Raw genomic sequence first — 21,820 nt, 5'->3', positions numbered from 1 at the left:
ACCTTAAGTATCTATATATGAATAAAATAGTATATAGAGGCAATACCGGGAGAACTGAAACATCTAAGTACCCCGAGGAAAAGAAAGAAACATCGATTTTCAAAGTAGCGGCGAGCGAAATGGAAAGAGCCCGCTTAAAGAAATACTAAGAAAGTATCCGAATGATCTTGGAAAAATCATCCAAAGAAAGTGAAAGACTTGTAGGAGAAGATATTAATATTTCAATAAGCTTAACGAGTACCACAAGGCACGAGAAACCTGGTGGGAATATNCAAGAGGCGAAGAAGGACGTAGAAAGCTGCGAAAAGCTCCCTAGATCTGCAAACAAGAAACGAAAGGGAGATATCCGAATGGGGCAACCCACTTAAGCAAACCTTAAGTATCTATATATGAATAAAATAGTATATAGAGGCAATACCGGGAGAACTGAAACATCTAAGTACCCCGAGGAAAAGAAAGAAACATCGATTTTCAAAGTAGCGGCGAGCGAAATGGAAAGAGCCCGCTTAAAGAAATACTAAGAAAGTATCCGAATGATCTTGGAAAAATCATCCAAAGAAAGTGAAAGACTTGTAGGAAAAGATATTAGTGTTTCAATAAGCTTTACGAGTACCACAAGGCACGAGAAACCTGGTGGGAATACGGGAGGACCACCTCCCAAGGCTAAATACTACTTGGTGACCGATAGAGAACAGTACCGTGAGGGAAAGGTAAAAAGAACCCCGAAAGGGGAGTGAAATAGAACCTGAAACCCTGCGTTTACAAGCAAAGAAAGCACGTGAAAAGTGCAATCTTGTACTTTTTGTAGAACGGGCCAGCGAGTTACTTTTGTAAGCAAGGTTAAGAAGTTAAGCTTCGAAGCCGAAGAGAAATCAAGTCTTAATAGGGCGACATAGTTTACAGGAGTAGACCCGAAACCAGGTGACCTATCCATGAGCAGAGTGAAGTTAAAGTAAAATTTAATGGAGGCTCGAACCGGGTGTGGTTTAAAACACATCGGATGACTTGTGGATAGGGGTGAAAAGCCAATCGAACCTGGAGATAGCTGGTTCTCCTCGAAATAGCTTTAGGGCTAGCCTTTAGGATGTTTAATGGAGGTAGAGCTACTGACTGGTTGCGGGGTGTTTATACATTACCAAAACCTATCAAACTCCGAATGCCAAGAAAACAAACCTAAGGAGTCAGACTATGTGGGATAAGCTTCATAGTCGAAAGGGAAAGAGCCCAGACCATCAGCTAAGGTCCCTAAATACCGATTAAGTGGTAAAGGATGTGAAGTTACCCAAACAACTAGGATGTTGGCTTAGAAGCAGCCATACATTTAAAGAGTGCGTAATAGCTCACTAGTCGAGTGACCTTGCGCCGAAGATTTCCGGGGCTAAATCGGATACCGAAGCTATGGACTCATTCTTGAGTGGTAGAGGAGCATTGTGTAATAGGTAGAAGCAGTATCGAAAGGCGCTGTGGACGAAACACAAGAGAGAATGCTGGCATAAGTAGCGAGAAGGAGTGTGAGAATCACTCCCGTCGAAAACCTAAGGGTTCCTGAGCAAGGCTCGTCCCCTCAGGGTAAGTCGGGACCTAAGGCGAGGCCGAAAGGCGTAGCCGATGGACAAGTAGTAAAAATTCTACTACTATCAATTATCGTATAAATGAAGCGGGGACACAGAAGGATAAGCTAAGCGTACCAGATGGAAGAGTACGCTCAAATAAAAAGGCATGCCCGGAGTAATGACCAGGCTAAGCCAATTTATGATGAGGATCGAAAATAAGTAGAGAAGTAGCCGATTTCACACTGTCAAGAAAAGCCGCTAAATAGATAAAAGATACCCGTACCGTAAACCGACACAGGTAGGAAAGGAGAGAATCCTAAGACGCGCGGAAGAACCTTTGTTAAGGAACTCGGCAAAATGACCCCGTAAGTTAGCGAGAAGGGGAGCCAGAGCGATCTGGCCGCAGTGAATAGGCCCAAGCGACTGTTTACCAAAAACACAAGTTTCTGCTAAGTCGAAAGACGACGTATAGGAGCTGACACCTGCCCGGTGCTGGAAGGTTAAGGGGAAATGTTAGCAATAGCGAAGCATAGAACTTAAGCCCCAGTAAACGGCGGCCGTAACTATAACGGTCCTAAGGTAGCGAAATTCCTTGTCGGGTAAGTTCCGACCCGCACGAAAGGTGTAACGATTTGGGCACTGTCTCAACAAAGGATCCGGTGAAATTGAAGTAATGGTAAAGATGCCATTTACCCGCGACAGGACGGAAAGACCCCATGGAGCTTTACTGTAGGCTGACATTGGATTTCGGTAGTACATGTACAGAATAGGTGGGAGACAAAGATCCTGGTACGCAAGTATCAGAGGAGTCAAAAAGTGGGATACCACTCCTGTAGTGCTGGAATTCTAACCTTGAGCCGTGATCCGGTTTAGGGACACTGTCAGTTGGGCAGTTTGACTGGGGCGGTCGCCTCCCAAAAAGTAACGGAGGCGTTCAAAGGTTCCCTCAGCACGGACGGAAATCGTGCAAAGAGTACAAAGGCAGAAGGGAGCTTAACTGCGAGATAAACAGATCGAGCAGATGAGAAATCAGGACTTAGTGATCCGGTGGTACCACGTGGAAGGGCCATCGCTCAACGGATAAAAGCTACCCTGGGGATAACAGGCTTATCTCCCCCAAGAGTTCATATCGACGGGGAGGTTTGGCACCTCGATGTCGGCTCGTCTCATCCTGGGGCTGAAGTAGGTCCCAAGGGTTGGGCTGTTCGCCCATTAAAGAGGCACGCGAGCTGGGTTCAGAACGTCGCGAGACAGTTCGGTCCCTATCCGTCGTGGGCGTAGGAAATTTGAAAGGAGCTGTCCTTAGTACGAGAGGACCGGGATGGACAAACCAATGGTTTATGAGTTGTAACGCCAGTTGCATAGCTCAGTAGCTACGTTTGGAAAGGATAAGAGCTGAAAGCATCTAAGCACGAAGCCCCCCTTAAGATAAGATTTCCTTTAAGTAAGACACCTTGAAGACCACAAGGTAGATAGGCAGTAAGTGTAAGAGTAGTAATACTTTGAGCCTAACTGTACTAATATGTCGAAAACTTGATCAAAGACGCTTAATTGTGGAATTATGGTTATTAAGAAATGTGGCAGCAATAGCAAGAGGGAAACACCCGTAACCATACCGAACACGGAAGTTAAGGCTCTTAACGCTGAAGGTACTTGGTTGGAGACGACCTGGGATAATAGGTAGCCGCCACTTAAATAAGCTTGTGTAGCTCAATGGCAGAGCAACCGGCTGTTAACCGGTAGGTTGTAAGTTCGAGTCTTACCACAAGCGCCAAATGAGCCGGGGTGGCGGAACAGGCAGACGCACAGGACTTAAAATCCTGCGACCCTTAAAGGTCGTATCGGTTCGATTCCGATCCTCGGCACCAAAAAGACATCGCGGGATGGAGCAGCTGGCAGCTCGTCGGGCTCATAACCCGAAGGTCGCAGGTTCAAATCCTGCTCCCGCAACCATAAGATTACGGGGATAGATAAAGTCCTGAGAAAGACTATCAACAAGACGGTTCAGCAGACGTTTTTATCCAATCGAGCATAGCAAAGCTTGCTCTCTTGGAAAAACGGTTGCACTTGACCTACTAGAGTTCGCCCTAGCGTGCTCACTAAGTTAGGTCAATGAAATCCTGCTCCCGCAACCATAATTATCTATATAATTTAGTTGCCTTAAAATTATAAATATGTTATAATACATACAATATGGCCCTATGGTCAAGCGGTTCAAGACACACGCCGTTTTAATGACCTAAGCACATGAGAAGCAAGCGTAGCGAGCTTACGAATGTCAGCTAGGTCAGATGCCAGTCTCGTTTCATTTTCCGTAGGAAAATGCCAGAAGCAGGCCACGGCGGAGCCGTGAAAGCACACAATTTAATATATAAACAAAAAATACATATAATATGGCCCTATGGTCAAGCGGTTCAAGACACCGCCCTTTCACGGCGGTTACCCGGGTTCGAATCCCGGTAGGGTCACCATTTTTATATAATAAAATTAAGAAATTATTAATTTTATATTGACAAATTCTTAAAAATGTATTAATATAGAAGTGTAGTCAGTAAAGAGAGTAGCTTACTTCACACTTGATTACATTCTATCTGTGGCGGAGTAGCTCAGTTGGCTAGAGCATTCGGTTCATACCCGGAGTGTCAGGAGTTCAAATCTCTTCTCCGCTACCAAGTTCTTTTTAGAACTAAAAGTTAATAGATTTATAATTCATGCATGGACGATTAGCTCAGCTGGGAGAGCATCTGCCTTACAAGCAGGGGGTCATAGGTTCGAGCCCTATATCGTCCACCATGCATGGCCCGGTAGTTCAGTTGGTTTAGAATGCTAGCCTGTCACGCTAGAGGTCGTGGGTTCGAGCCCCATCCGGGTCGCCATAAAAGATTAGGTGATAAATATCATCTAGTTGCCGGCGTAGCTCAATTGGTAGAGCAACTGACTTGTAATCAGTAGGTTAGGGGTTCAAGTCCTCCTGCCGGCTCCAAATCTTTTATTAATATAGCCTTATGGAAGAGTACCCAAGTGGCTAAAGGGGGCGGACTGTAAATCCGTTAGCTAAGCTTTCAGTGGTTCAAATCCACTCTCTTCCACCATATGCGGAAATGGCTCAGTGGTAGAGCATCGCCTTGCCAAGGCGAGGGTCGCGAGTTCGAATCTCGTTTTCCGCTCCATATTCTTTTTTAATACCGCAAAATTTGCGGGTGTAGCTCAGTGGTAGAGCCCCAGCCTTCCAAGCTGGTTGCGAGGGTCCGATTCCCTTCACCCGCTCCATACGTTACATGCGACTATAGCTCAGCTGGATAGAGCAACGGACTTCTAATCCGTGTGCCGGGGGTTCGACTCCTCCTAGTCGCGCCATAGCAGCAAAACTTAATATTCTTTTGCTGCTTTTTTGCATCATTAGCTCAGCTGGATAGAGTGTCTGGCTACGAACCAGAAGGTCGGGGGTTCGACTCCCTCATGATGCGCCAGCCTAGGACTAAGTATTTTCAATTACTTGGTCCTTTTTCGTATACAAATCACTATGAATATGGAGGGAGATTCATGTCAAAATTAAAATCAGCTATATTTGGTTTTGCGATTGGAGATGCTTTAGGCGTGCCATACGAGTTCAAAGAAAGACACACATATAATTGCACAGATATGATTGGCCACGGCACATGGAATCAAGAGGCAGGCACATGGTCTGACGATACATCGCTAACACTAGCCACAGCAAAGTCAATTAAGGACAGGGGATTCATTGATTTAAAAGAGATACGTAAGAATTTTGAAGCATGGTTATATGAAGACAAATTCACTGCAAATGGTGAAGTATTTGATGTAGGAGGCACAACGCGCGGAGCTATTGAGCTTGGACATGGTTTGGACGGCTTTCATGACAATGGTAATGGATCACTTATGAGGATACTTCCACTAGCATTTACAGAAGCATCAGATGAAGACATTGCCAATGTTTCAGCTATAACACACGCACATGAAATATCAAAAAATGCTTGCATAGAATATATTCATATAGCAAGAAAATTAATAAATGGCAAAAAATATATTGATGATAGCATAAAATATGTTGATGAAAGCGAGATTAAATCAGGTGGTTTTGTACTTGATACGCTAAAAGCATCGCTATGGTGTATATTAAATACAGATAATTATAAGGATGCAGTTTTAAAAGCAGTTAATCTTGGAAGCGATACAGATACGACAGCTGCAGTCACAGGCGGACTTGCAGGAATTATATATGGCTTTAATGCCATTCCAAAAGAGTGGATAGAAAAGCTTAAGAATAAAGAATTAATTGAAGAATGTTTATTTGAATAGCTTAGATTAGCTACTAGGTATTATAACTGGCTGTATAATATCTATTGGGGAGTAAAACCTCAATAGATATTTTTTTGATAAAATTACAAAAAAAAGTTGCACTTGCACACATTTTATCCTATACTTAAAATACCACTACAACATAGGAGGTGTGTACAAGTGCAAGAATATAATACCATAAATTTGTTAGCTTGTAAAGATGTTGTTGTTGATAAAATTAAAGACAGTGAAAGCTTAGTAGTCATAGAAGCAAGAACTAAAAGCTTAGAGAGCTGTCCATACTGTGGTTCTAAGCATATTTGTGTTCATGACCACAGGATTCAAAAGATAAAAGATACACAGATGCATGGTAAAAAATGCATAATTAAGCTAAGGAAAACTAGATACAACTGTAAGTGCTGCGGAAAGAGAATCAATAGCAAAACAGATCTTGTAGCAAAGAAAATGACAATGACAAAAAGACTAATAGCATCCATAACTAGAGAGTTTAAGGAGCTTTACTCAATAAAGTCAATATCAAGAAGGTATTCAGTAAGTACATCAACAGTTACAAGAGTTCTATCTTACCTTTCAGCAAAGAGAAAAAGCCTTCCAAAAGTACTTTTGATAGACGAATTTAAAGGAGATAGCGGCTCATACAAGTATCAGTGCTCACTTTTAGATGGCATAACACATGAGATAATAGACATAGTAAGAAGCAGACAAGAAAATATATTGTTAGAATACTTTAAAAACATACCAAAAAAAGAAAGAGACAAAGTAGAAATATTTGTTAGCGATATGTCAAAAACATTTAAAAACATTAAGAATGCATACTTTAAGAAGGCAGTACACATAGCTGACAAATACCATTTTGTAAGGCAAGTCTCTTGGAGTTTAGAAAACGTAAGAAAGAGAATACAAAAAGATATACCATCAAAACTTAGAAAATATCTAAAAAGAAGTAAAAGCATACTTACAAAACCTATGCTAAAACTTAATGATGATCAAAAGCGAGAAGCAGCTTTAATGCTAGAGATAAGCGAAGAGCTAAGACTAGCATACGGTTTAAAAGAATCCTTCTACCAAGAAGTTCTCATTCAGAAAAACAAAGAACAAGCACAATACAAGGTAAATGCATGGATAGACATATGTAAAAAGTCAAAACTTAAAGAGTTTAGATCATGCATAACAGCTTTTACAAACTGGTCAGATGAGATTACAAACTCCTTTGACTACAAACATTCAAATGGAGCACTAGAAGGAAAACATACAAAGATAAAGACACTAAAAAGAAACAGCTTTGGTATGAGAAACTTCGAGAGGTTCAGAAAAAGAATAATGCTATTAGACTAAAATATATGAAACAGCATAAAAAACTAATAAACCTATATAGGTTTATTAGTCATGCAAGAATTACATAAATTTGTGTTATTTTAAATATATAGAAAGAAATGTGTGCAAATGTGCATATTTGCATAAAAAGAGAGACTTAAATCAATAAGTCTCCCCAATATTTTACATAGAGCCTTATAACTTAGTAGCTTTTTTATTTGCCAAGGATAATTATAGATAAAATAAATATAACTTAACGTTAAAAAATACTTGACAGTTGAATTAATTTATGTTATTATATATTTAAGAATAGTAAGTGAGGTTAGAAAATGAAAGAAGTTCATATATTAAACACACTAGAAGAAATTAATTTAGTAAGTGATCCTATAAGACTAAAGATAATTACAACGCTTGGAACTACAGCAAAGACTGCGCAAGATCTTTCAGATGCTCTTGGAGTTAGCCGTTCAAAGATACATTATCATTTAAGGCTTCTTGAAGACAATGGCTTTGTAGAGGTTGTTCATACAGAGCTAATAAATGGAATAACGCAAAAATATTTTCTACCAGTAGCAAAAGCTTTTATACCTAAGAGCGATATTTTTAATAAAAACTCAAATGAAAATATTTTTAGCTTTAAAATTAATAAAGAAAAGTATAAAGAGTTTAGTGAAGAGCTGGATATACTCATTAAGAAATATGGCACTGGAGAAGAAGATAAGGAAACGCTTCAAGTAGAAGTTTATAAATTAGATTAGTTTAAGCCGGTAAGTGATATGCTTACCGGAAAAAAATAAGCAAACAGTAAAATAAAACTGAACGATAAATAAAAGGAGAATGTTAAAATGTTTAAAAATGTTAAAGAAAAAAAGAAATTCATTAGAAGTAAAGATTTTTATATCTTATTATTAGCTAGACTCATAACCAACTTTGGAGACAGCTTGTATGCGATAGCATCTACACTTCTTGTTTACAAGATGAGTGGCTCAACATTTTATTCTGGTCTAACACTATTTCTCACATCATCCACGGCTATAGTGCAGCTTTTTTAAGTCCAATACTTGACAGAATAAATATGAAGAAATTTTTAATTAATAGTCAAATTGTCCAAGCTGTCTTAATACTAATAATACCACTATTACACTCATTAAATGAACTTGAAGTATATCATATAATGATTATAATGCCAATTATATCACTGATAAATCAGCTAGTCTATCCTGGACAAATATCATTATTACCTAAGATATTTAGTGAGGACAAGCTTGTTGCAGCTAATTCTTTGATGACAATGGCATACCAAGGATCAAACGCAATCTTTGATACTTTAGCTGGAATTATGATTGCAGCATTTGGATTTATGGTGGCATTTTACACTGATTCTGTCACTTTTATAATTACAGCTATACTTTTTACATTTTTATCAAAAAGTTTGAGTGAATATAATAAACATGAAAAGAAAGATGGAGAAAACTTTATTAAAAATCATTTTTCTGAATTAAAGGATGGCTTAGCACTATTTAAAGACTCAAGAATATATGCTTTAGTATTTGGTGTTGTGTTTATAAACTTTGCTGCAACAAGTATAAGCGCTGTACTGCCAGCTTTTGCAAGTGATGAGATTTTTTACTCACTTATGCTTGCAGCGATGGGAGCTGGCGTTTTAATAGGATCATTATTCTCGAGCTTTTCAATATTTAAAAAGTGCCCACTTGGTAAACTATATATTTATGGTATGCTAATTTTAAGTGTATTTTGGTCAGGTGTTTCATATTTTTCTAATAATATGGCACTAGCTGTTATATTGTATGGGCTTGGATGGTTTGTTGTTGGACTTGTTAATGTATATGCTCAAACTATGGTACAAATTTTAGTCCCAAGAGACAAATTAGGTAGTGCAATGGGAGCAATGGTTGGTATATCAACATTTATGGCGCCCCTTGGTGCACTTATGGGAGGAGCCTTAGGTGAGCATTTTGGAAGCTCTATAACAATTATGCTAGCTAGTTTTATAATATTTGCAGTAGCTGTGTATTGGATCTTTAACAAGAGTATAAGACAATTACCCTCAGTTAATAATTTTCATGAAGTGTTTTAATGTTATGTGGTATAACATATGTTACAAAAACAAATAAAAAAAGAGAGGTATTCTGGTATAATAGGTTTGACAAATTATCGTGCCTATAAAAAATATTATAAATATACAAAATATAATTTAATGTTAAAAAATACTTGACAGTTGAATTAATTTATGCTATTTTATATTTAAAGATGGTAAGTATGATGTGAAAATGAAATAGGTTCACATATTAAGCACACTAAAAGAGATTAATTTAGTAAGTAATCCTGCAAGATTGAAAATAATTATAATGCTTGGCATTACAGCAAAGACGGCACAAGATCTTTTAGATGCTTTAGGAGTTAGCGGCTTAAAAATACATTATCATTTAAGGCTTTTTGAAGAGAATGGAATTATTGAGTTTGTTTATACTGAGTTAATAAATGGAATAACGCAAAAATACTATAACTAACAGAAGAAATTAAAATTATGATAGGAGGTAATAAAATGGGATTGTTTAATTTATTTGGTGGAAAAAAAGCAGTTGAGTTAGATAATGTAAAAAGCAATGAAAACAAAAATCGCATGAGAGAAATTTTTGATAAGCAAGTAGATAATGGTTCGGAATATAAAATAGTTTATGCTTATTCAGAAGATATTAGTGGTGCGAATTTCGTAGCGCTTCGTACCCTTTCCTATAAATACAGAAGTTTTATACTTGGCTATAAGGAAGATGATTTAAGTTTAGTTTTTCTTGAAGTAAGCCCTGATTTAAATCAGGTTGGAGAAGCACTTTTGTATAAACCACAAGATGTAAAGAAAACCAATTTTACAAAGATGGTAGGTGCATATTATTTACAGTATGGAAGTTCGTTCAAGAAAGAATTTTTCAACTTTTTTGTTCCTGAGACTATTGACGATATAGTTAACCATGATTGGTATGATGAAGATACTTTTACTTACATTGACCAAAGAGAAGTACATGGCAGCTGGGTGGATTTTTGGAATAAATTTTGTAAATAAACGATAATTTATTATGAAATTAAAACAAGCTTACACTGTTATATATATCAAGGATAAAAATACTAATAAATTTTTGTTCTTATACAGAAATAAAAAGGAAAATGATATTAATCATGGCAAGTACATTGGCGTGGGCGGAAAGATTGAGCCGGGTGAGTCGAAGGATGAGTGCATTGTACGCGAGGTCTATGAAGAGACAAATCTCAAGCTTAAGACTTTTTACTATATGGGCGATGTGCGCTACATTGACCTTGATGCTGACGCTTATGAAAAAATGTATGTATATTACAGTGATGATTATACTGGGGCGATTAAAGAATGTTCTGAGGGCGCTCTTAAGTTTATGAGTGAGGATGAATTTTATGAAAGTCCTCATTGGGAAGGGGATAAGATATTTCTTGACTACGCTCTAAAGAATAAAGCATTTAAGAGTGTGGATTATTATTACTTGAATGGTATAAATTTTAAAACGATATTACTGAATAAAGAAGTATAGCTTATATTAAGAGGTGGAGAAACTTATGTTGATTTTGAAAATATTATTATTTATCTTAGGTACAGTCTTTTCTACATTCGGATATCTTATCTATTTTAGAAAGAAATATTCTTTGATAAATTCTTTTAACTTAGATGTCTTATATAAAAGAAGAGATGCTTCTTATGCTAAAAAACTAGGCATGATAGAATTTGTTCTTGGTTTAGGCTTAATAATACTCGCTATAGCTATAACAACTATTAGCTAGATTTAAGAAAAAAGAAGGGATAGACGTTTAATCTATCCCTTTTATATTAGCAAAATCTCATTCTATTTGGATCATCTCTTACTATGTCTTCCCAAAATCTATCTATCTTTATAGAATTTTTTTCTGCGAGCATCGCTATCTTTTCTCTATCTTTAGCTTCGTATATAATGCACAAACCACAGCAATGGTCTGCATTTCTCGGCGTTGGTGCTATGGTTACTTCAAAGCCATTATCTTTAAGCAGATAGTATAGTTTTGTAGCCGAAGCTGAATCGCCTAAAAGAATGTAGTTTCTTAGCTCTTTCATTAAATTAGTCAAGCATTTCTAAGAAAGCGCCGATTCTTGTCTTTAATTGTTCTGCGTCTTCGTCTGTGTAGTCTGTTTCTATACCCATAACTGGTATACCTAGCTTGTTAAGTTCTTTTTCTACGAAGTAGCCTTCTGTGTCATATAGGTTACAGAACTTAAGGTTAAGGTCGATAACGCCGTCTGCCTTGTATTCTTTAGCAAGTCTTACTATATCGTCGATTCTTGCTGTATTTGGTGTGAAGCAAGCGCAGTTTATGCTGCCAAGGTATCTTTGTGCAAGATTGTGAACCATAGTATCCATATCAGCACCCGCATCTTCTTCAACAAGTTTGTAGCTGTAACGAATTCCTGTACACATTTCTTCGCAAACAACAGCTGCTCCAAGCGATTCGATGATTTGGTGCATCTTCCAGTTTGGAATAGAAAGTGGAGTACCTGTAAGAAGTATTCTCTTTGCACCTGGTTTGTAAACTGAAACTTTGTTCTTAACTCTTTCTTCAAGTTCGTCACAAAGCTTGTTAATCATTTCTGTAGTTCTTTCTGGATCGTCATAGAAAGCGACTTGTGTTATAACTAGAACATCTCTACCGCTTATTGGAATTAGATCATTCTTTCTAAATTCGTTAAGTCTCTTTAAAGCTCTTCTCTTGTTGTTAACAATATGTATAGCTTTTCTTAGTCCTTCTTCAGTAATTTCATTGCCTGTAAGCTCTTCGATTCTCTTCATGTAGCGTTTAATTTCAGCTTCCCATTTTTCGAAGTCTTCGTCTCTCTTCATTTGAGGTATGTCCATGATAAACATAGGAGCATCTTCAGCTAATATTTCCCAAGCTTTTTTCTTGCCGTCGCAAGTAGTTTCACCAACGAATAGGTCAGCTATTCTGAAGAATGGGCAAGTTCTGTCAAATCTTGCTCCTAGTGAAGCTTTGATTAGTGGGCAAGTTGCTGTAGGAAGCTTCTTTTCTCCGCCTGGCACCCAGAATTGAGATCCACTGCAAAGACCTGTAACTATTGCTCCAGCTGCTATAGGCACTTCGTCTGGTACGTGTATACAGAAAGTACCAACTACCTTGCCACCATTTTTTTGGTGTTCGATTAATTCAGCTGGTCTAATACCGTGGATATCGCCAACTACCATGTTCCAGTAGTCCATACCCTTTGGTCTGTTTTCTTGGCTTAGGAATACGTCTCCAAAAGCTCCTGGTAAAACTTCACATAGCATATCGTGTTTTTCAACGTCCATGCCTAGATTAGTCCACATTTCATGATTCTTATCCATTTTTTCCTCCTTTTAATATGCAGCCCCTTGGAGCTAGGTCAATGTTTTTGTAGCTCTCAGATATAGGGCCTTTGAGTTCATCCAGAATTATTTCTGGACAGGCGACATTAATACATTTATTCATTTTAATATTAATGTTGTTTTGATTATCTTCTAAAACCCTTTCAAGAATTTTTACTCTTTTTTCAGGTTCAGCCACATAACGAATGTAGTATTTAACAATATTGTACTCATATGGCTCAAGCTTTTTTTCTATTGCCAATAGTAGCTCATCGATTTTAGAAAATATTTTTTTCATTTGCTTGTATTTCTTCTCATCAAAATTAAAGCCGTAAACAGATTTTATTACGCCGTCAATATCAGTTCCTGCAATATCCCCACTATATTTATAGATATATCTGTCGCAACTTGCACTAAAGACATCAGTGAATTTTTTGCAAATATCCTCAATCAAAAAGATTTTGGAAGAATAGATTAGTGGGCACTTTTTTGTTGTCATGTAAATGGTAGTCGCGCTTATCATGTCGCAAGTATTATACTCACCATAAGCTAAAATCTCTGTGTCAGTCGATTCGATTGGGTAGGGAACTAATCCGTAGCTCATTAAAAATGCCTCGTCGATGTCTTTAGCAAAGTAGCCGATGACGTTGTTTTCACTCATTTTAAATGTGACGGCATCGACATAAGCTTTACGCCTTAATTCTTTAAAGAATTCTACGTCTATCATTATTTTGCAAGTAGTGCAGCACCTATGGCTCCAGCAAATCTTGCATCTGGATGTGTTTTTACAGGTGCGCCAAGTTTTTCGCTTAAAAGTTCAACTGTAAATTCTGAGTCGCAGAAACCACCAGTTAAGAAGTAATTATCTGATGCATTTTTTCTTGTTGCTAGTGCAGCGACTTTCTTAACTATTGAGTCAACAACACCTCTTGCGATGTCTTCACGAGGAGTGCCTTTACCCATAAGCGAGATTACTTCTGATTCAGCAAATACTGTACATACAGATGATATGTTGACAGATTGGCCTCTCTTAGCGTACTCGAACATCTCTTCTAATGAAAGTCCAAGCCTATTGGCCATAACTTCCAAGAACTTTCCAGTACCTGCAGAGCACTTGTCATTCATAATAAAGTCCATGACATTTGAGTTTTGCACAAGTATAACCTTAGTATCTTGTCCACCTATGTCAACAACAGTCATGTCTTCAGGATTTAAAAAGTGAGCGCCTTTAGCATGACAAGTGATTTCAGTAACGGTTTTGTCCGCATAAGGCACACTGATTCTTCCGTAGCCAGTCGCAGTGATTTTCACATCATCGTCGCCGTAGCCCAGTGATTTTATCCAGCTTTTGATTTCTTCACCAGTTTCTTTACTGTTCCAGCCACTTGGCATGATCTTTTCGTGCAATACTTTTTCCTTGTTTTCATCTAGGATAACAGCCTTAGAAGCAGTTGATCCTATGTCAATTCCTATGTAATGCATAATCCACCTCTCTTAAATTTTACCATAGTAATAGTATTAATTAAATTATATATCATAAAGAATTCACATTCAATAAGTATAAAATAATTTTATATACATAGGACTTATTATAAAAATATTCAATAATAGCTAGACCATAATCATGCTCATATAGAAAAATCTTAATAATTATATCTTATAATAAATGCTGAAACTATAAAATTTTTTAATATATGGAAAAATAGCCTCTAATTGTGATATACTCATATAAAGGAGGGATATTATGAAGAAAAAACAAAATTTGACTATCTTCATAGGAGGCGCCATTATTGGTATAATTGGAGCTTTACTTATGCACTTTGGTAACCCAGCTAACATGGGTATCTGTGTAGCATGCTTTTTTAGAGACATAGCAGGAGCATTGGGCCTACACTCTGCAGGAGTTGTTCAATATATAAGACCTGAAATCATCGGTTTTATATTAGGTGCTTTTATCATTTCTATGGCTAAAGGCGAATTCAGAGCAAAGGGTGGATCAAACCCAGCACTTCGTTTCGTTTACGGCTTCGTGATGATGATAGGTGCTTTAGTATTCTTAGGCTGCCCACTTAGAATGCTTCTAAGAATCGGCGCTGGAGACATGAACGCTGTAGTAGGTTTACTAGGCTTTATCGCAGGTATTGGAGTAGGTATTGTATTTATTAAGAAAGGTTACTCTCTAGGCAGAAACCATGATCAATCAAAATTATCTGGACTTATTATGCCAATATTTGCAGTTGTATTATTAATCTTAGCACTAGCAAAACCAGCATTCATCCACTTCTCAACAGAAGGACCTGGATCAATGCATGCGCCATTCATAATTTCATTAGTAGCAGGTTTAATCGTTGGCGGTATTTTACAAAGAACAAGACTTTGTACAGCAGCAGGCTTTAGAGATGCAATACTAATCAAGGACTATCACTTCCTATATGGAATACTTGGTATAGTACTAGCAAACTTAGTTCTAAACCTTTGCCTAGGTCAATTTAATTTTGGCTTCGAAGCTCAACCAGTAGCTCACTCAGAACACTTATGGAACTTCTTATCCATGGGCTTAGTTGGTTTAACAGCTGTACTACTTGGTGGATGTCCAATCAGACAAACAATACTTGCTTCACAAGGCGATACAGACGCATTCATGACTGTTATCGGTCTTATATGCGGAGCAGCTGCATCACACAACTTTGGCTTAGCTTCATCAGGTAAGGGAACAACTGCTAATGGTAGAGTTGCAGTTATCATCGGATTTGTATTCGTTATAATCGCAGCATACTTCATCATAGCTGAAAGAAAGAAAGGAGCTCAAAATGGCAAATAATATTATTGATGCAAGAGGACTTTCTTGTCCAGAACCAGTTATTTTAGCTAAAAACGAAGCAGACAAAGGCACAAAGGACTTTACAGTTCTAGTTGACATAGAAGTTGCTAAAGAAAATGTTACAAGATATCTTGAAAATGCTGGCTACACTGTAGCAGTTAAAGAAGACGGAGAAGACTTTGAGCTTAAAGCAACAAAATAACGTTGTTATAGTAACATTCTATTCGATATCGTCGTGCCTTATGCTAAATAATAAACTCAAGGAGCTCGGAATCGAATCACTAATCATACCAACACCGAGAGATCTTTCTTCATCCTGTGGCAATAGTTTAGCCACTTCGATCAAGAACAGAGAAGCACTTGAAAAGGTCATCGATGACTTTGATTATGAGGTCGATAGAGTAGAGGATTATTATTTATACGAAAGCGATAAGTTAAAAGAAATATTATAATGGATTAACAGCTACATAATGTGGCTGTTTTTCTTTTAGATATTTTTGATTTTTTCTTATGAATGTGATATAATCTATTGTATATTATGAAAAATTTAGATTACGCTATTGATATCTTGAAAAGATTAGGGAGTTCCTCATACATTGTTGGAGGTGCTGTGAGGGACTATTTGTTATGCAAGGATGTATACGACATAGACATTTGCACAGCGAAGAGACCTGATGAAGTTGTTAGTCTATTAAGTGATTATGAGCTTGATACTAAGTTTATGAAATATGGCTCTGTCAAGATTAAGGGCGAGAATGCAATCGAGATAACTACATTTAGGCGTGAAGATAACTACGCTGATGGCAGGCACCCGAGCACTTTAAGCTTTACGAGCGATGTCAAAGAAGACATTATTAGGCGCGACTTCACCATAAACACTATGTTAATGGATGAGAGTAAAAATATTTATGATTTTCTGGACGCAAAAAAAGATCTTGATGCGAAAATTTTAAGAACTGTTATTGATCCGTATGAAAGTTTTGCAAAGGACTACTTAAGAATACTGCGTTTAGTGCGCTTTGCGGCGAAGCTTGGCTTTGAGATAGAAGAAGAGACTTTTAAGGCGGCGAAAAAATATGCGCCTTATGTAAAAACTCTATCGAAGGACAAATTTCGCGAAGAGTTCAACAAGATTTTGCTCCTTGACAATGCTCATTACGCTTTTACACTTATGCATGAGCTAGGCATTTTGAAGGAAATGCTTCCTGAGATTGACAGGGATTTTGATTATGACCAGAACAATCCTTATCACAGCTACGATTTATTTACTCATACGATGAAGGCGGTTGAAGCGACTGAAAAAGATTTGCCAACGCGTCTTGCAGCTTTATTTCATGACGTGGCAAAACCATTAACCCGTTCTGAAGATGGAGCTGTATCGCACTATTACGATCACGACAAGGTCGGCGCCGAGATGGCAGTAGATATTTTAAAAAATTTTAATTATGACAAGAAGACCATAAATCTAGTTCATGACCTCATCTTGAAGCACATGAAGCAGGATCCGAACTTTGGCATCAAGGCTGTGAGAAGGCTTTATAATTACTATGGCAAGGAGAACATTTATCGCTACCTTGATTTAATTAGGGCAGATAGTATTGCGACGAGACCGGGCCGAGAGCTTGATAATATCACAAAATTTGAGACATACATAAAAGAGATTGAAGATAGTCTTGACAAAAGCGGCGAGCTTAAACTTGCTGTTAGCGGCGATGATTTGATTGCGATGGGCTACGCTCCAGGCAAAAAATTTGCACACGCACTTGGAAAAATTAAAGAAATGGTGAGTTTGGGCGAGCTTGAGAACGACAGAAAAACTTTGCTCCCGCTTCTTAAAGAATATATGGAGGAAGAATAATGAAGAAATTATTTGGCACAGACGGCGTTAGAGGCGTCGCTGGCGAGTTTTTAACTAGTGAATTTTCATACAAATTAGGTAAATATATAGCGGACTACTTTATTGGCGGCGAGGGCAAAAAAGTTTTTATAGCGAGCGACACAAGAGAGTCAAAGGACATGATAAAGCTATCGCTTGCAGCAGCCATCACATCTATGGGACTTGATGTATATGATTTAAACGTAACATCTACACCAGAAGCAAGCTACATAATTAGCAAGAATGATTCTTTATTCGGCATCGTTGTCTCTGCATCGCATAACCCTTATGAATACAACGGTATAAAGGTTTTTAACAAGGACGGCTACAAGCTTGCAGATGAAGTAGAAGAAGCTATTGAAACTAATATGCTGAATGATAAAGAGCTAAAAAAACCAGAGCGCTTTGGTAATTACATTACAGATGAAATTGATAAAACTGAGTATATAAGCTATTTACGTTCACTTATGATGGACTACAGCGGTCTTAAAATTGTCTGTGATATGTCAAATGGAGCAAATTACGTGACGGCGAAAGAAGTTTTAAATGAATCAGGCGCTGAGATGATATACATTCATGACGAGCCAAATGGCAGAAACATCAATAAAAATTGCGGTTCAACTCATCTGGAATCGCTTATAGAAACTGTTAAAAATAATAAGGCAGACATAGGCATTGCCTTTGATGGCGATGCAGATAGATTACAAGTGGTTGATAATGATGGCAAGATTATGGACGGAGACCATATATTGGCAGCGCTTGCGACATATTTGAAAAAGCATGATAAGCTTAAGAAGAATAAACTTGTTGCGACTATTATGTCAAACATTGGCCTAAAGAAGTATCTTGATACTATTGGCGTAGAGCTTGATGTAACTAGCGTTGGCGATAGATATGTTCTAGCTGAATTAATTAAGGATGACTTATCGCTTGGCGGCGAACAATCGGGTCATATAATATTAAAGGATTACCAAAATACTGGCGATGGCCTTTTAAGCGCGATATTTTTAATCAATGCCATGGTCGAGCTTAAAAAGACAGCTGCTGAATTAAACGGACTTATGAAGACATATCCACAAGTGCTTTTAAATGCAAAAGTTACTAATGAAATAAAAAATAAAGTTTTAGAGATAAAAAGCGTTAAAAACGCTATAGATGATTTAACTAAGAACAATCAAGACATGAGGGTTGTCATCAGACCATCAGGCACTGAACCGCTTCTAAGGGTTATGCTTGAAGGCGAAGATGAAGATGAAATAAAAAGATTAGCTAAAGATTTAGTTGATTTGATAGAAAGAGAGACGAAATAGTTTGAAGAGAGTTTTAATAGCTTTATCGGGCGGGGTAGACAGCTCCGTCAGCGCATACTTGTTAAAAGAGGCTGGTTACGATGTAGTAGCTATCACTTTTAATTTGTGCGACGATATTATTCAAGACAATTACACAAAGATGATAGAGGACGCAAAGAGGGTATCTGACTACCTTGGCATAGAGCATCACGTTGTCGATTACAAGGAAGACTTCAAAGAGAAGGTAATTGAGCCATTTATCCGTGAGTACGAGCTTGGCCACACGCCAAACCCTTGTATCTTCTGCAATAAAAACATCAAGTTCAAGAGATTTCACGATGAGATGAAAAACTTCGATGCTGACTTTATTGCGACTGGTCACTATGTTGAAAAATACGAGGCAAATGGCATTCACTATCTTCAAAAATCTACAAACATTAGAAAAGATCAAAGCTATTTCCTATACAATATTAAGCAAGAACAGCTAAGAGATGCGATATTCCCAGTTGGCGCCATGGATAAGGACAAAACCAGAGCCATTGCCAAGGAAGCGGGCATACCTGTATACAATAAAAAGGATTCGCAAGAGATTTGCTTTATTGCAAATGATGATTATAAGGCATTTTTAAATAAATATTCTGAAAATATTAGCAAGAAGGGCCTAATTAAAGATAAGAACGGCAAAGTTTTAGGCGAGCACGATGGCATTAGAAACTACACTATAGGCCAAAGACGCGGACTAAATGTTGCCTTAGGTCAAAGAGCTTTTGTGACTAAGATAGATCCAGAGGCTAACGAGATCATTCTTGGACCAGAAGAGGATTTATTTAAAAAGACTGCTGTAATTAAAGATGTGAACTGGATTTCAATTGATGAAATCGATGAAGACAAGGTATATACAGCAAAAGTTAGATATAGATCAAATGATGAAAAAGCAAAAGTAAAGAAGAATAACGACGGTACTTACACAGTTACTTTTGAAGAGCCGCAAAGAGCGATAACTCTGTCACAAAGCCTCGTTGTATACGACGGCCAAACGGTAGTGGGCGGCGGCGTTATAGTGGACTAGCCATGTTTTATGTAGATAGAATAATTAAGGGCTCATCGAGTGAAACAGCTCTTAGAGAATTTTTGTTAGAAAGAGATGTCATCTATGAAGATCTTGATTCGAGCTACGTTATAAGAGATGAAGGAGAAATAATCGCGACAGTATCAGTAAAGAAGAATTTAATTAAATTCTTCTACATTGATGATAAATATCAAGGCGAGGGACTAGCGATAGAGCTTATTAATAGTGCGCTTGAAGACATCATCGCCAAGGGATATAGAAGCTACTTTGTCTTTACTAAGGCAAAGAATGAAAATATTTTCACTTCACTATCTATGGATACTATTGAAAAGACTGAAGATGTTGTTCTTTTAGAAGGCGGTTTCTTCAAGTACGCGGACTGGATAGAGATAATTAAGAAAGATCTTGATAAAGACGAGTACAATGCCATAGTCATGAATGCAAATCCACTTACACTTGGTCATGAGTACCTAGTTGACAAAGCCTTAGAAAATGATAGAGACTTAATAATCTTCGTTCTGGAAGAGGATGCCTCATACTTTAGTACTAGGGATAGATACGAGATAGTTAAAAAGCATTATCAAGATAATGATAGAGTTCATGTCTATAAATCAGGCCCCTACATCATATCTAGAGCGACATTCCCAACATATTTTTTGAAGAAGGATACAGATAAGCTTAAGGTGTATACAGAGCTTGACGCAAAGATATTCGCAAGGCGCATTGCAAAGGATTTGAATATCAAAAAAAGGTACTTCGGCACGGAGCCTATTGACAAAGTGACTCAAAAGTATAATGAAATGATGATGAAGATACTTTCTGAATATGGTATAGCGACTGAATTTATAGAGAGAAAGACTATAGATGGCGAAGTTATCAGCGCGTCGAAGGTCAGAGAGTGCTACGAAAATGATTTTTCGGCTTGTAAAAAATATTTAAGCTCGGACGTTTATGAGCTTTTAGAAATAAAAAGGAGTGGTAACAATGATTAGTGTAAAAGAAGTTACTGACAAAAAAACTTTAAAGGAGTTTGCATATTTTATCTATGATATATATGAAGGTGACAAGAACTTTGTTCCACCAATTAGAAAAGAATATTTAAAATATTTACAAGGCGTGGACAACGACCTAAACAACGCAGGACCAAATACAAAGTTTATCTGCTACGATGGAGATAAAGTAGTTGGAAGACTTTTGGTCGGTATCAATGAAATCGTTAATGATTACCACGGTTTTAAAGAAGGATACATCTCACAATTCGAGTGCGAAAATAACTATGAATATGCTGAGAAACTTCTTGATGCTGCAGTAGAATACCTTAGGGCGCACGGCATGAATAAGGTGAAAGGACCAGTTTCACTGCCAGGCGGCGAGGACAACAGAGGCTTTATAGTCGATAACTTTGAAGATCAACCATACATAATGAACACATACAACAAAAGCTACTATAACGATTTCTTCGTGAAATATGGTTTCGAAAAGTATTTTGACTGCTATGCTTATAAAGACACAATTGAAAATGCTAATATTGAGAGATTTGAAAAACTTGTTCCATATGCAATGAAGAAGTTCAATTTTAGAGTGGACAATATTGATTTTAGTAGACTTGACAGCGATGCAGCAGACATTATGCATGTAATTGAAAAAGCTATGCCAAAAGAATGGGACGACTTCGCTCCACTTGACGAAGAAGAGATCAGAAAGGTAGTTAAGCAGTTAAAACCATATGCCGATCCAGAGCTTATATTTATCGCAAGAGACAACGAAACAAACGAGCCTATCGGCTTTAACATAACTCTACCAGACTACAACCAAGCCATCAAAAAGATGAAAGGAAGACTACTTCCATTTGGCTTTATAAAGTTTTTGTATCACAAGAGAAAGATCGATAGAATTAGATTTTTCGTTCTATTTGTAGTGCCTGAGTATCAAAAGAAGGGCGTTACAAGCGTTATGTACTTAAAGACATACATCAACGCCATCAAGAAAGGCTATACAGAGCTTGAAGGATCAACAATTTGGGAGTACAACAAAGATATGATGAACGACGTTGAAAGCTTTGGAGCAAAGATCAATATAACTTATAGAATTTATCAAATGGATATATAGTTTAGGGCGCCTTGCGCACCTTAAATTATTATCAAAGTTATATTTAGAGAGATTT

General features: G+C 37.4%; 21 protein-coding genes, 13 tRNA genes and 2 rRNA genes. 32 read left to right on the top strand and 4 right to left on the bottom strand.

Going from position 1 to position 21,820, the window contains the following annotated elements:
- The first annotated feature begins 231 nt into the window (after window positions 1–231).
- From BN3004_RS08165 to BN3004_RS08625, 24 genes are all read left to right on the top strand, one after another.
- Window positions 232–3,094 (top strand): 23S ribosomal RNA (locus BN3004_RS08165).
- Between the two features lie 35 nt (window positions 3,095–3,129).
- A 5S ribosomal RNA gene (gene rrf / locus BN3004_RS08160) occupies window positions 3,130–3,246 on the top strand.
- A gap of 6 nt (window positions 3,247–3,252) precedes the next feature.
- Window positions 3,253–3,327: transfer RNA gene (locus BN3004_RS08155), tRNA-Asn, on the top strand.
- Between the two features lie 5 nt (window positions 3,328–3,332).
- Window positions 3,333–3,421: transfer RNA gene (locus BN3004_RS08150), tRNA-Leu, on the top strand.
- Window positions 3,422–3,430: 9 nt separating this feature from the next.
- A tRNA-Met gene (locus BN3004_RS08145) sits at window positions 3,431–3,506 on the top strand.
- Between the two features lie 442 nt (window positions 3,507–3,948).
- A tRNA-Glu gene (locus BN3004_RS08140) sits at window positions 3,949–4,024 on the top strand.
- A gap of 124 nt (window positions 4,025–4,148) precedes the next feature.
- Window positions 4,149–4,225, top strand: a tRNA-Met gene (locus tag BN3004_RS08135).
- Window positions 4,226–4,270: 45 nt separating this feature from the next.
- Window positions 4,271–4,346, top strand: a tRNA-Val gene (locus tag BN3004_RS08130).
- Window positions 4,347–4,351: 5 nt separating this feature from the next.
- Window positions 4,352–4,429 (top strand) — tRNA-Asp (locus tag BN3004_RS08125).
- Window positions 4,430–4,460: 31 nt separating this feature from the next.
- Window positions 4,461–4,536, top strand: a tRNA-Thr gene (locus tag BN3004_RS08120).
- A 24-nt stretch (window positions 4,537–4,560) separates the two neighbouring features.
- Window positions 4,561–4,645 (top strand) — tRNA-Tyr (locus tag BN3004_RS08115).
- 3 nt (window positions 4,646–4,648) lie between these two features.
- Window positions 4,649–4,723, top strand: a tRNA-Gly gene (locus BN3004_RS08110).
- Window positions 4,724–4,749: 26 nt separating this feature from the next.
- Window positions 4,750–4,823, top strand: a tRNA-Gly gene (locus tag BN3004_RS08105).
- Between the two features lie 10 nt (window positions 4,824–4,833).
- Window positions 4,834–4,910: transfer RNA gene (locus BN3004_RS08100), tRNA-Arg, on the top strand.
- 36 nt (window positions 4,911–4,946) lie between these two features.
- Window positions 4,947–5,023, top strand: a tRNA-Arg gene (locus BN3004_RS08095).
- A gap of 73 nt (window positions 5,024–5,096) precedes the next feature.
- On the top strand, window positions 5,097–5,873 hold the full coding sequence (locus BN3004_RS08090) for an ADP-ribosylglycohydrolase family protein (RefSeq protein ID WP_058260667.1): 777 nt from the start codon (window positions 5,097–5,099) through the stop codon (window positions 5,871–5,873).
- A gap of 159 nt (window positions 5,874–6,032) precedes the next feature.
- Window positions 6,033–7,208, top strand: coding sequence for an ISL3 family transposase (locus BN3004_RS08085; RefSeq protein WP_058260666.1), 1,176 nt, complete (start codon window positions 6,033–6,035; stop codon window positions 7,206–7,208).
- 308 nt (window positions 7,209–7,516) lie between these two features.
- The gene (locus BN3004_RS08080) at window positions 7,517–7,945 is read left to right on the top strand and encodes an ArsR/SmtB family transcription factor (RefSeq protein WP_058260665.1); all 429 of its coding nucleotides are present in this window, start codon (window positions 7,517–7,519) and stop codon (window positions 7,943–7,945) included.
- A gap of 87 nt (window positions 7,946–8,032) precedes the next feature.
- Window positions 8,033–8,239: a hypothetical protein gene (locus BN3004_RS08470; RefSeq protein ID WP_196792502.1), complete on the top strand. Its 207-nt coding sequence runs from the start codon at window positions 8,033–8,035 to the stop codon at window positions 8,237–8,239.
- Window positions 8,240–8,262: 23 nt separating this feature from the next.
- Window positions 8,263–9,285 (top strand): MFS transporter, encoded by a 1,023-nt coding sequence (locus tag BN3004_RS08075; RefSeq protein WP_196792501.1) that lies wholly within the window; start codon window positions 8,263–8,265, stop codon window positions 9,283–9,285.
- Between the two features lie 208 nt (window positions 9,286–9,493).
- Entirely contained in the window at window positions 9,494–9,718 is a 225-nt protein-coding gene (locus BN3004_RS08070; protein ID WP_349267129.1) for an ArsR/SmtB family transcription factor, read from the top strand.
- A gap of 35 nt (window positions 9,719–9,753) precedes the next feature.
- A complete protein-coding gene (locus BN3004_RS08065) occupies window positions 9,754–10,269 on the top strand; it encodes a hypothetical protein (RefSeq protein WP_058260664.1) in 516 nt (171 codons plus the stop codon).
- Between the two features lie 13 nt (window positions 10,270–10,282).
- Complete coding sequence (locus BN3004_RS08060; RefSeq protein WP_082244151.1) at window positions 10,283–10,765, top strand: NUDIX hydrolase; 483 nt, start codon at window positions 10,283–10,285, stop codon at window positions 10,763–10,765.
- A 112-nt stretch (window positions 10,766–10,877) separates the two neighbouring features.
- Window positions 10,878–11,012 (top strand): hypothetical protein, encoded by a 135-nt coding sequence (locus BN3004_RS08625; protein ID WP_278315529.1) that lies wholly within the window; start codon window positions 10,878–10,880, stop codon window positions 11,010–11,012.
- 46 nt (window positions 11,013–11,058) lie between these two features.
- On the opposite strand, the gene BN3004_RS08050 is transcribed toward BN3004_RS08625, so the two are convergent.
- From BN3004_RS08050 to BN3004_RS08035, 4 genes are read right to left on the bottom strand one after another with little or no spacing between them, the layout of a single operon-like run.
- Window positions 11,059–11,331 carry a putative Se/S carrier protein gene (locus tag BN3004_RS08050; protein WP_242854202.1) on the bottom strand — a complete coding sequence of 91 codons (273 nt, stop codon included), beginning with the start codon at window positions 11,329–11,331 and terminating at the stop codon, window positions 11,059–11,061.
- Entirely contained in the window at window positions 11,324–12,601 is a 1,278-nt protein-coding gene (locus BN3004_RS08045) for a double-cubane-cluster-containing anaerobic reductase (protein ID WP_058260661.1), read from the bottom strand. Before BN3004_RS08045 ends, BN3004_RS08050 begins: the two co-directional genes overlap by 8 nt.
- Window positions 12,594–13,328 (bottom strand): hypothetical protein, encoded by a 735-nt coding sequence (locus BN3004_RS08040; protein ID WP_058260660.1) that lies wholly within the window; start codon window positions 13,326–13,328, stop codon window positions 12,594–12,596. The genes BN3004_RS08045 and BN3004_RS08040 overlap by 8 nt, the downstream gene beginning before the upstream one ends.
- Window positions 13,328–14,083: an acyl-CoA dehydratase activase gene (locus BN3004_RS08035; RefSeq protein WP_058260659.1), complete on the bottom strand. Its 756-nt coding sequence runs from the start codon at window positions 14,081–14,083 to the stop codon at window positions 13,328–13,330. The genes BN3004_RS08040 and BN3004_RS08035 overlap by 1 nt, the downstream gene beginning before the upstream one ends.
- Window positions 14,084–14,345: 262 nt before the next feature.
- On the opposite strand from BN3004_RS08035, the gene yedE reads away from it, so the two are divergent.
- From yedE to BN3004_RS07995, 8 genes are all read left to right on the top strand, one after another.
- The gene (gene yedE, locus BN3004_RS08030; protein ID WP_058260658.1) at window positions 14,346–15,422 is read left to right on the top strand and encodes a YedE family putative selenium transporter; all 1,077 of its coding nucleotides are present in this window, start codon (window positions 14,346–14,348) and stop codon (window positions 15,420–15,422) included.
- Window positions 15,412–15,624 (top strand): sulfurtransferase TusA family protein, encoded by a 213-nt coding sequence (locus BN3004_RS08025; protein ID WP_058260657.1) that lies wholly within the window; start codon window positions 15,412–15,414, stop codon window positions 15,622–15,624. Before yedE ends, BN3004_RS08025 begins: the two co-directional genes overlap by 11 nt.
- Window positions 15,602–15,874, top strand: a complete 273-nt coding sequence (locus tag BN3004_RS08020) for a putative Se/S carrier protein (protein ID WP_058260656.1) — start codon at window positions 15,602–15,604, stop codon at window positions 15,872–15,874. Before BN3004_RS08025 ends, BN3004_RS08020 begins: the two co-directional genes overlap by 23 nt.
- 86 nt (window positions 15,875–15,960) lie before the next feature.
- Window positions 15,961–17,280, top strand: coding sequence for a CCA tRNA nucleotidyltransferase (locus BN3004_RS08015; protein ID WP_148344918.1), 1,320 nt, complete (start codon window positions 15,961–15,963; stop codon window positions 17,278–17,280).
- Window positions 17,280–18,608 carry a phosphoglucosamine mutase gene (glmM, locus tag BN3004_RS08010; RefSeq protein ID WP_058260654.1) on the top strand — a complete coding sequence of 443 codons (1,329 nt, stop codon included), beginning with the start codon at window positions 17,280–17,282 and terminating at the stop codon, window positions 18,606–18,608. Before BN3004_RS08015 ends, glmM begins: the two co-directional genes overlap by 1 nt.
- 1 nt (window position 18,609) lies before the next feature.
- Window positions 18,610–19,656, top strand: a complete 1,047-nt coding sequence (mnmA, locus tag BN3004_RS08005; RefSeq protein WP_058260653.1) for a tRNA 2-thiouridine(34) synthase MnmA — start codon at window positions 18,610–18,612, stop codon at window positions 19,654–19,656.
- A gap of 2 nt (window positions 19,657–19,658) precedes the next feature.
- A complete protein-coding gene (locus tag BN3004_RS08000) occupies window positions 19,659–20,648 on the top strand; it encodes a GNAT family N-acetyltransferase (RefSeq protein WP_058260652.1) in 990 nt (329 codons plus the stop codon).
- Entirely contained in the window at window positions 20,641–21,765 is a 1,125-nt protein-coding gene (locus BN3004_RS07995) for a hypothetical protein (protein WP_058260651.1), read from the top strand. The genes BN3004_RS08000 and BN3004_RS07995 overlap by 8 nt, the downstream gene beginning before the upstream one ends.
- The last annotated feature ends 55 nt before the right edge of the window (window positions 21,766–21,820 follow it).

Source organism: Fenollaria timonensis, from assembly GCF_001457835.1.
Lineage (GTDB): Bacteria > Bacillota > Clostridia > Tissierellales > Peptoniphilaceae > Fenollaria > Fenollaria timonensis.
Note: the sequence above shows the minus strand (reverse complement) of the source record. Positions and strands in the feature narration are given on the sequence as shown.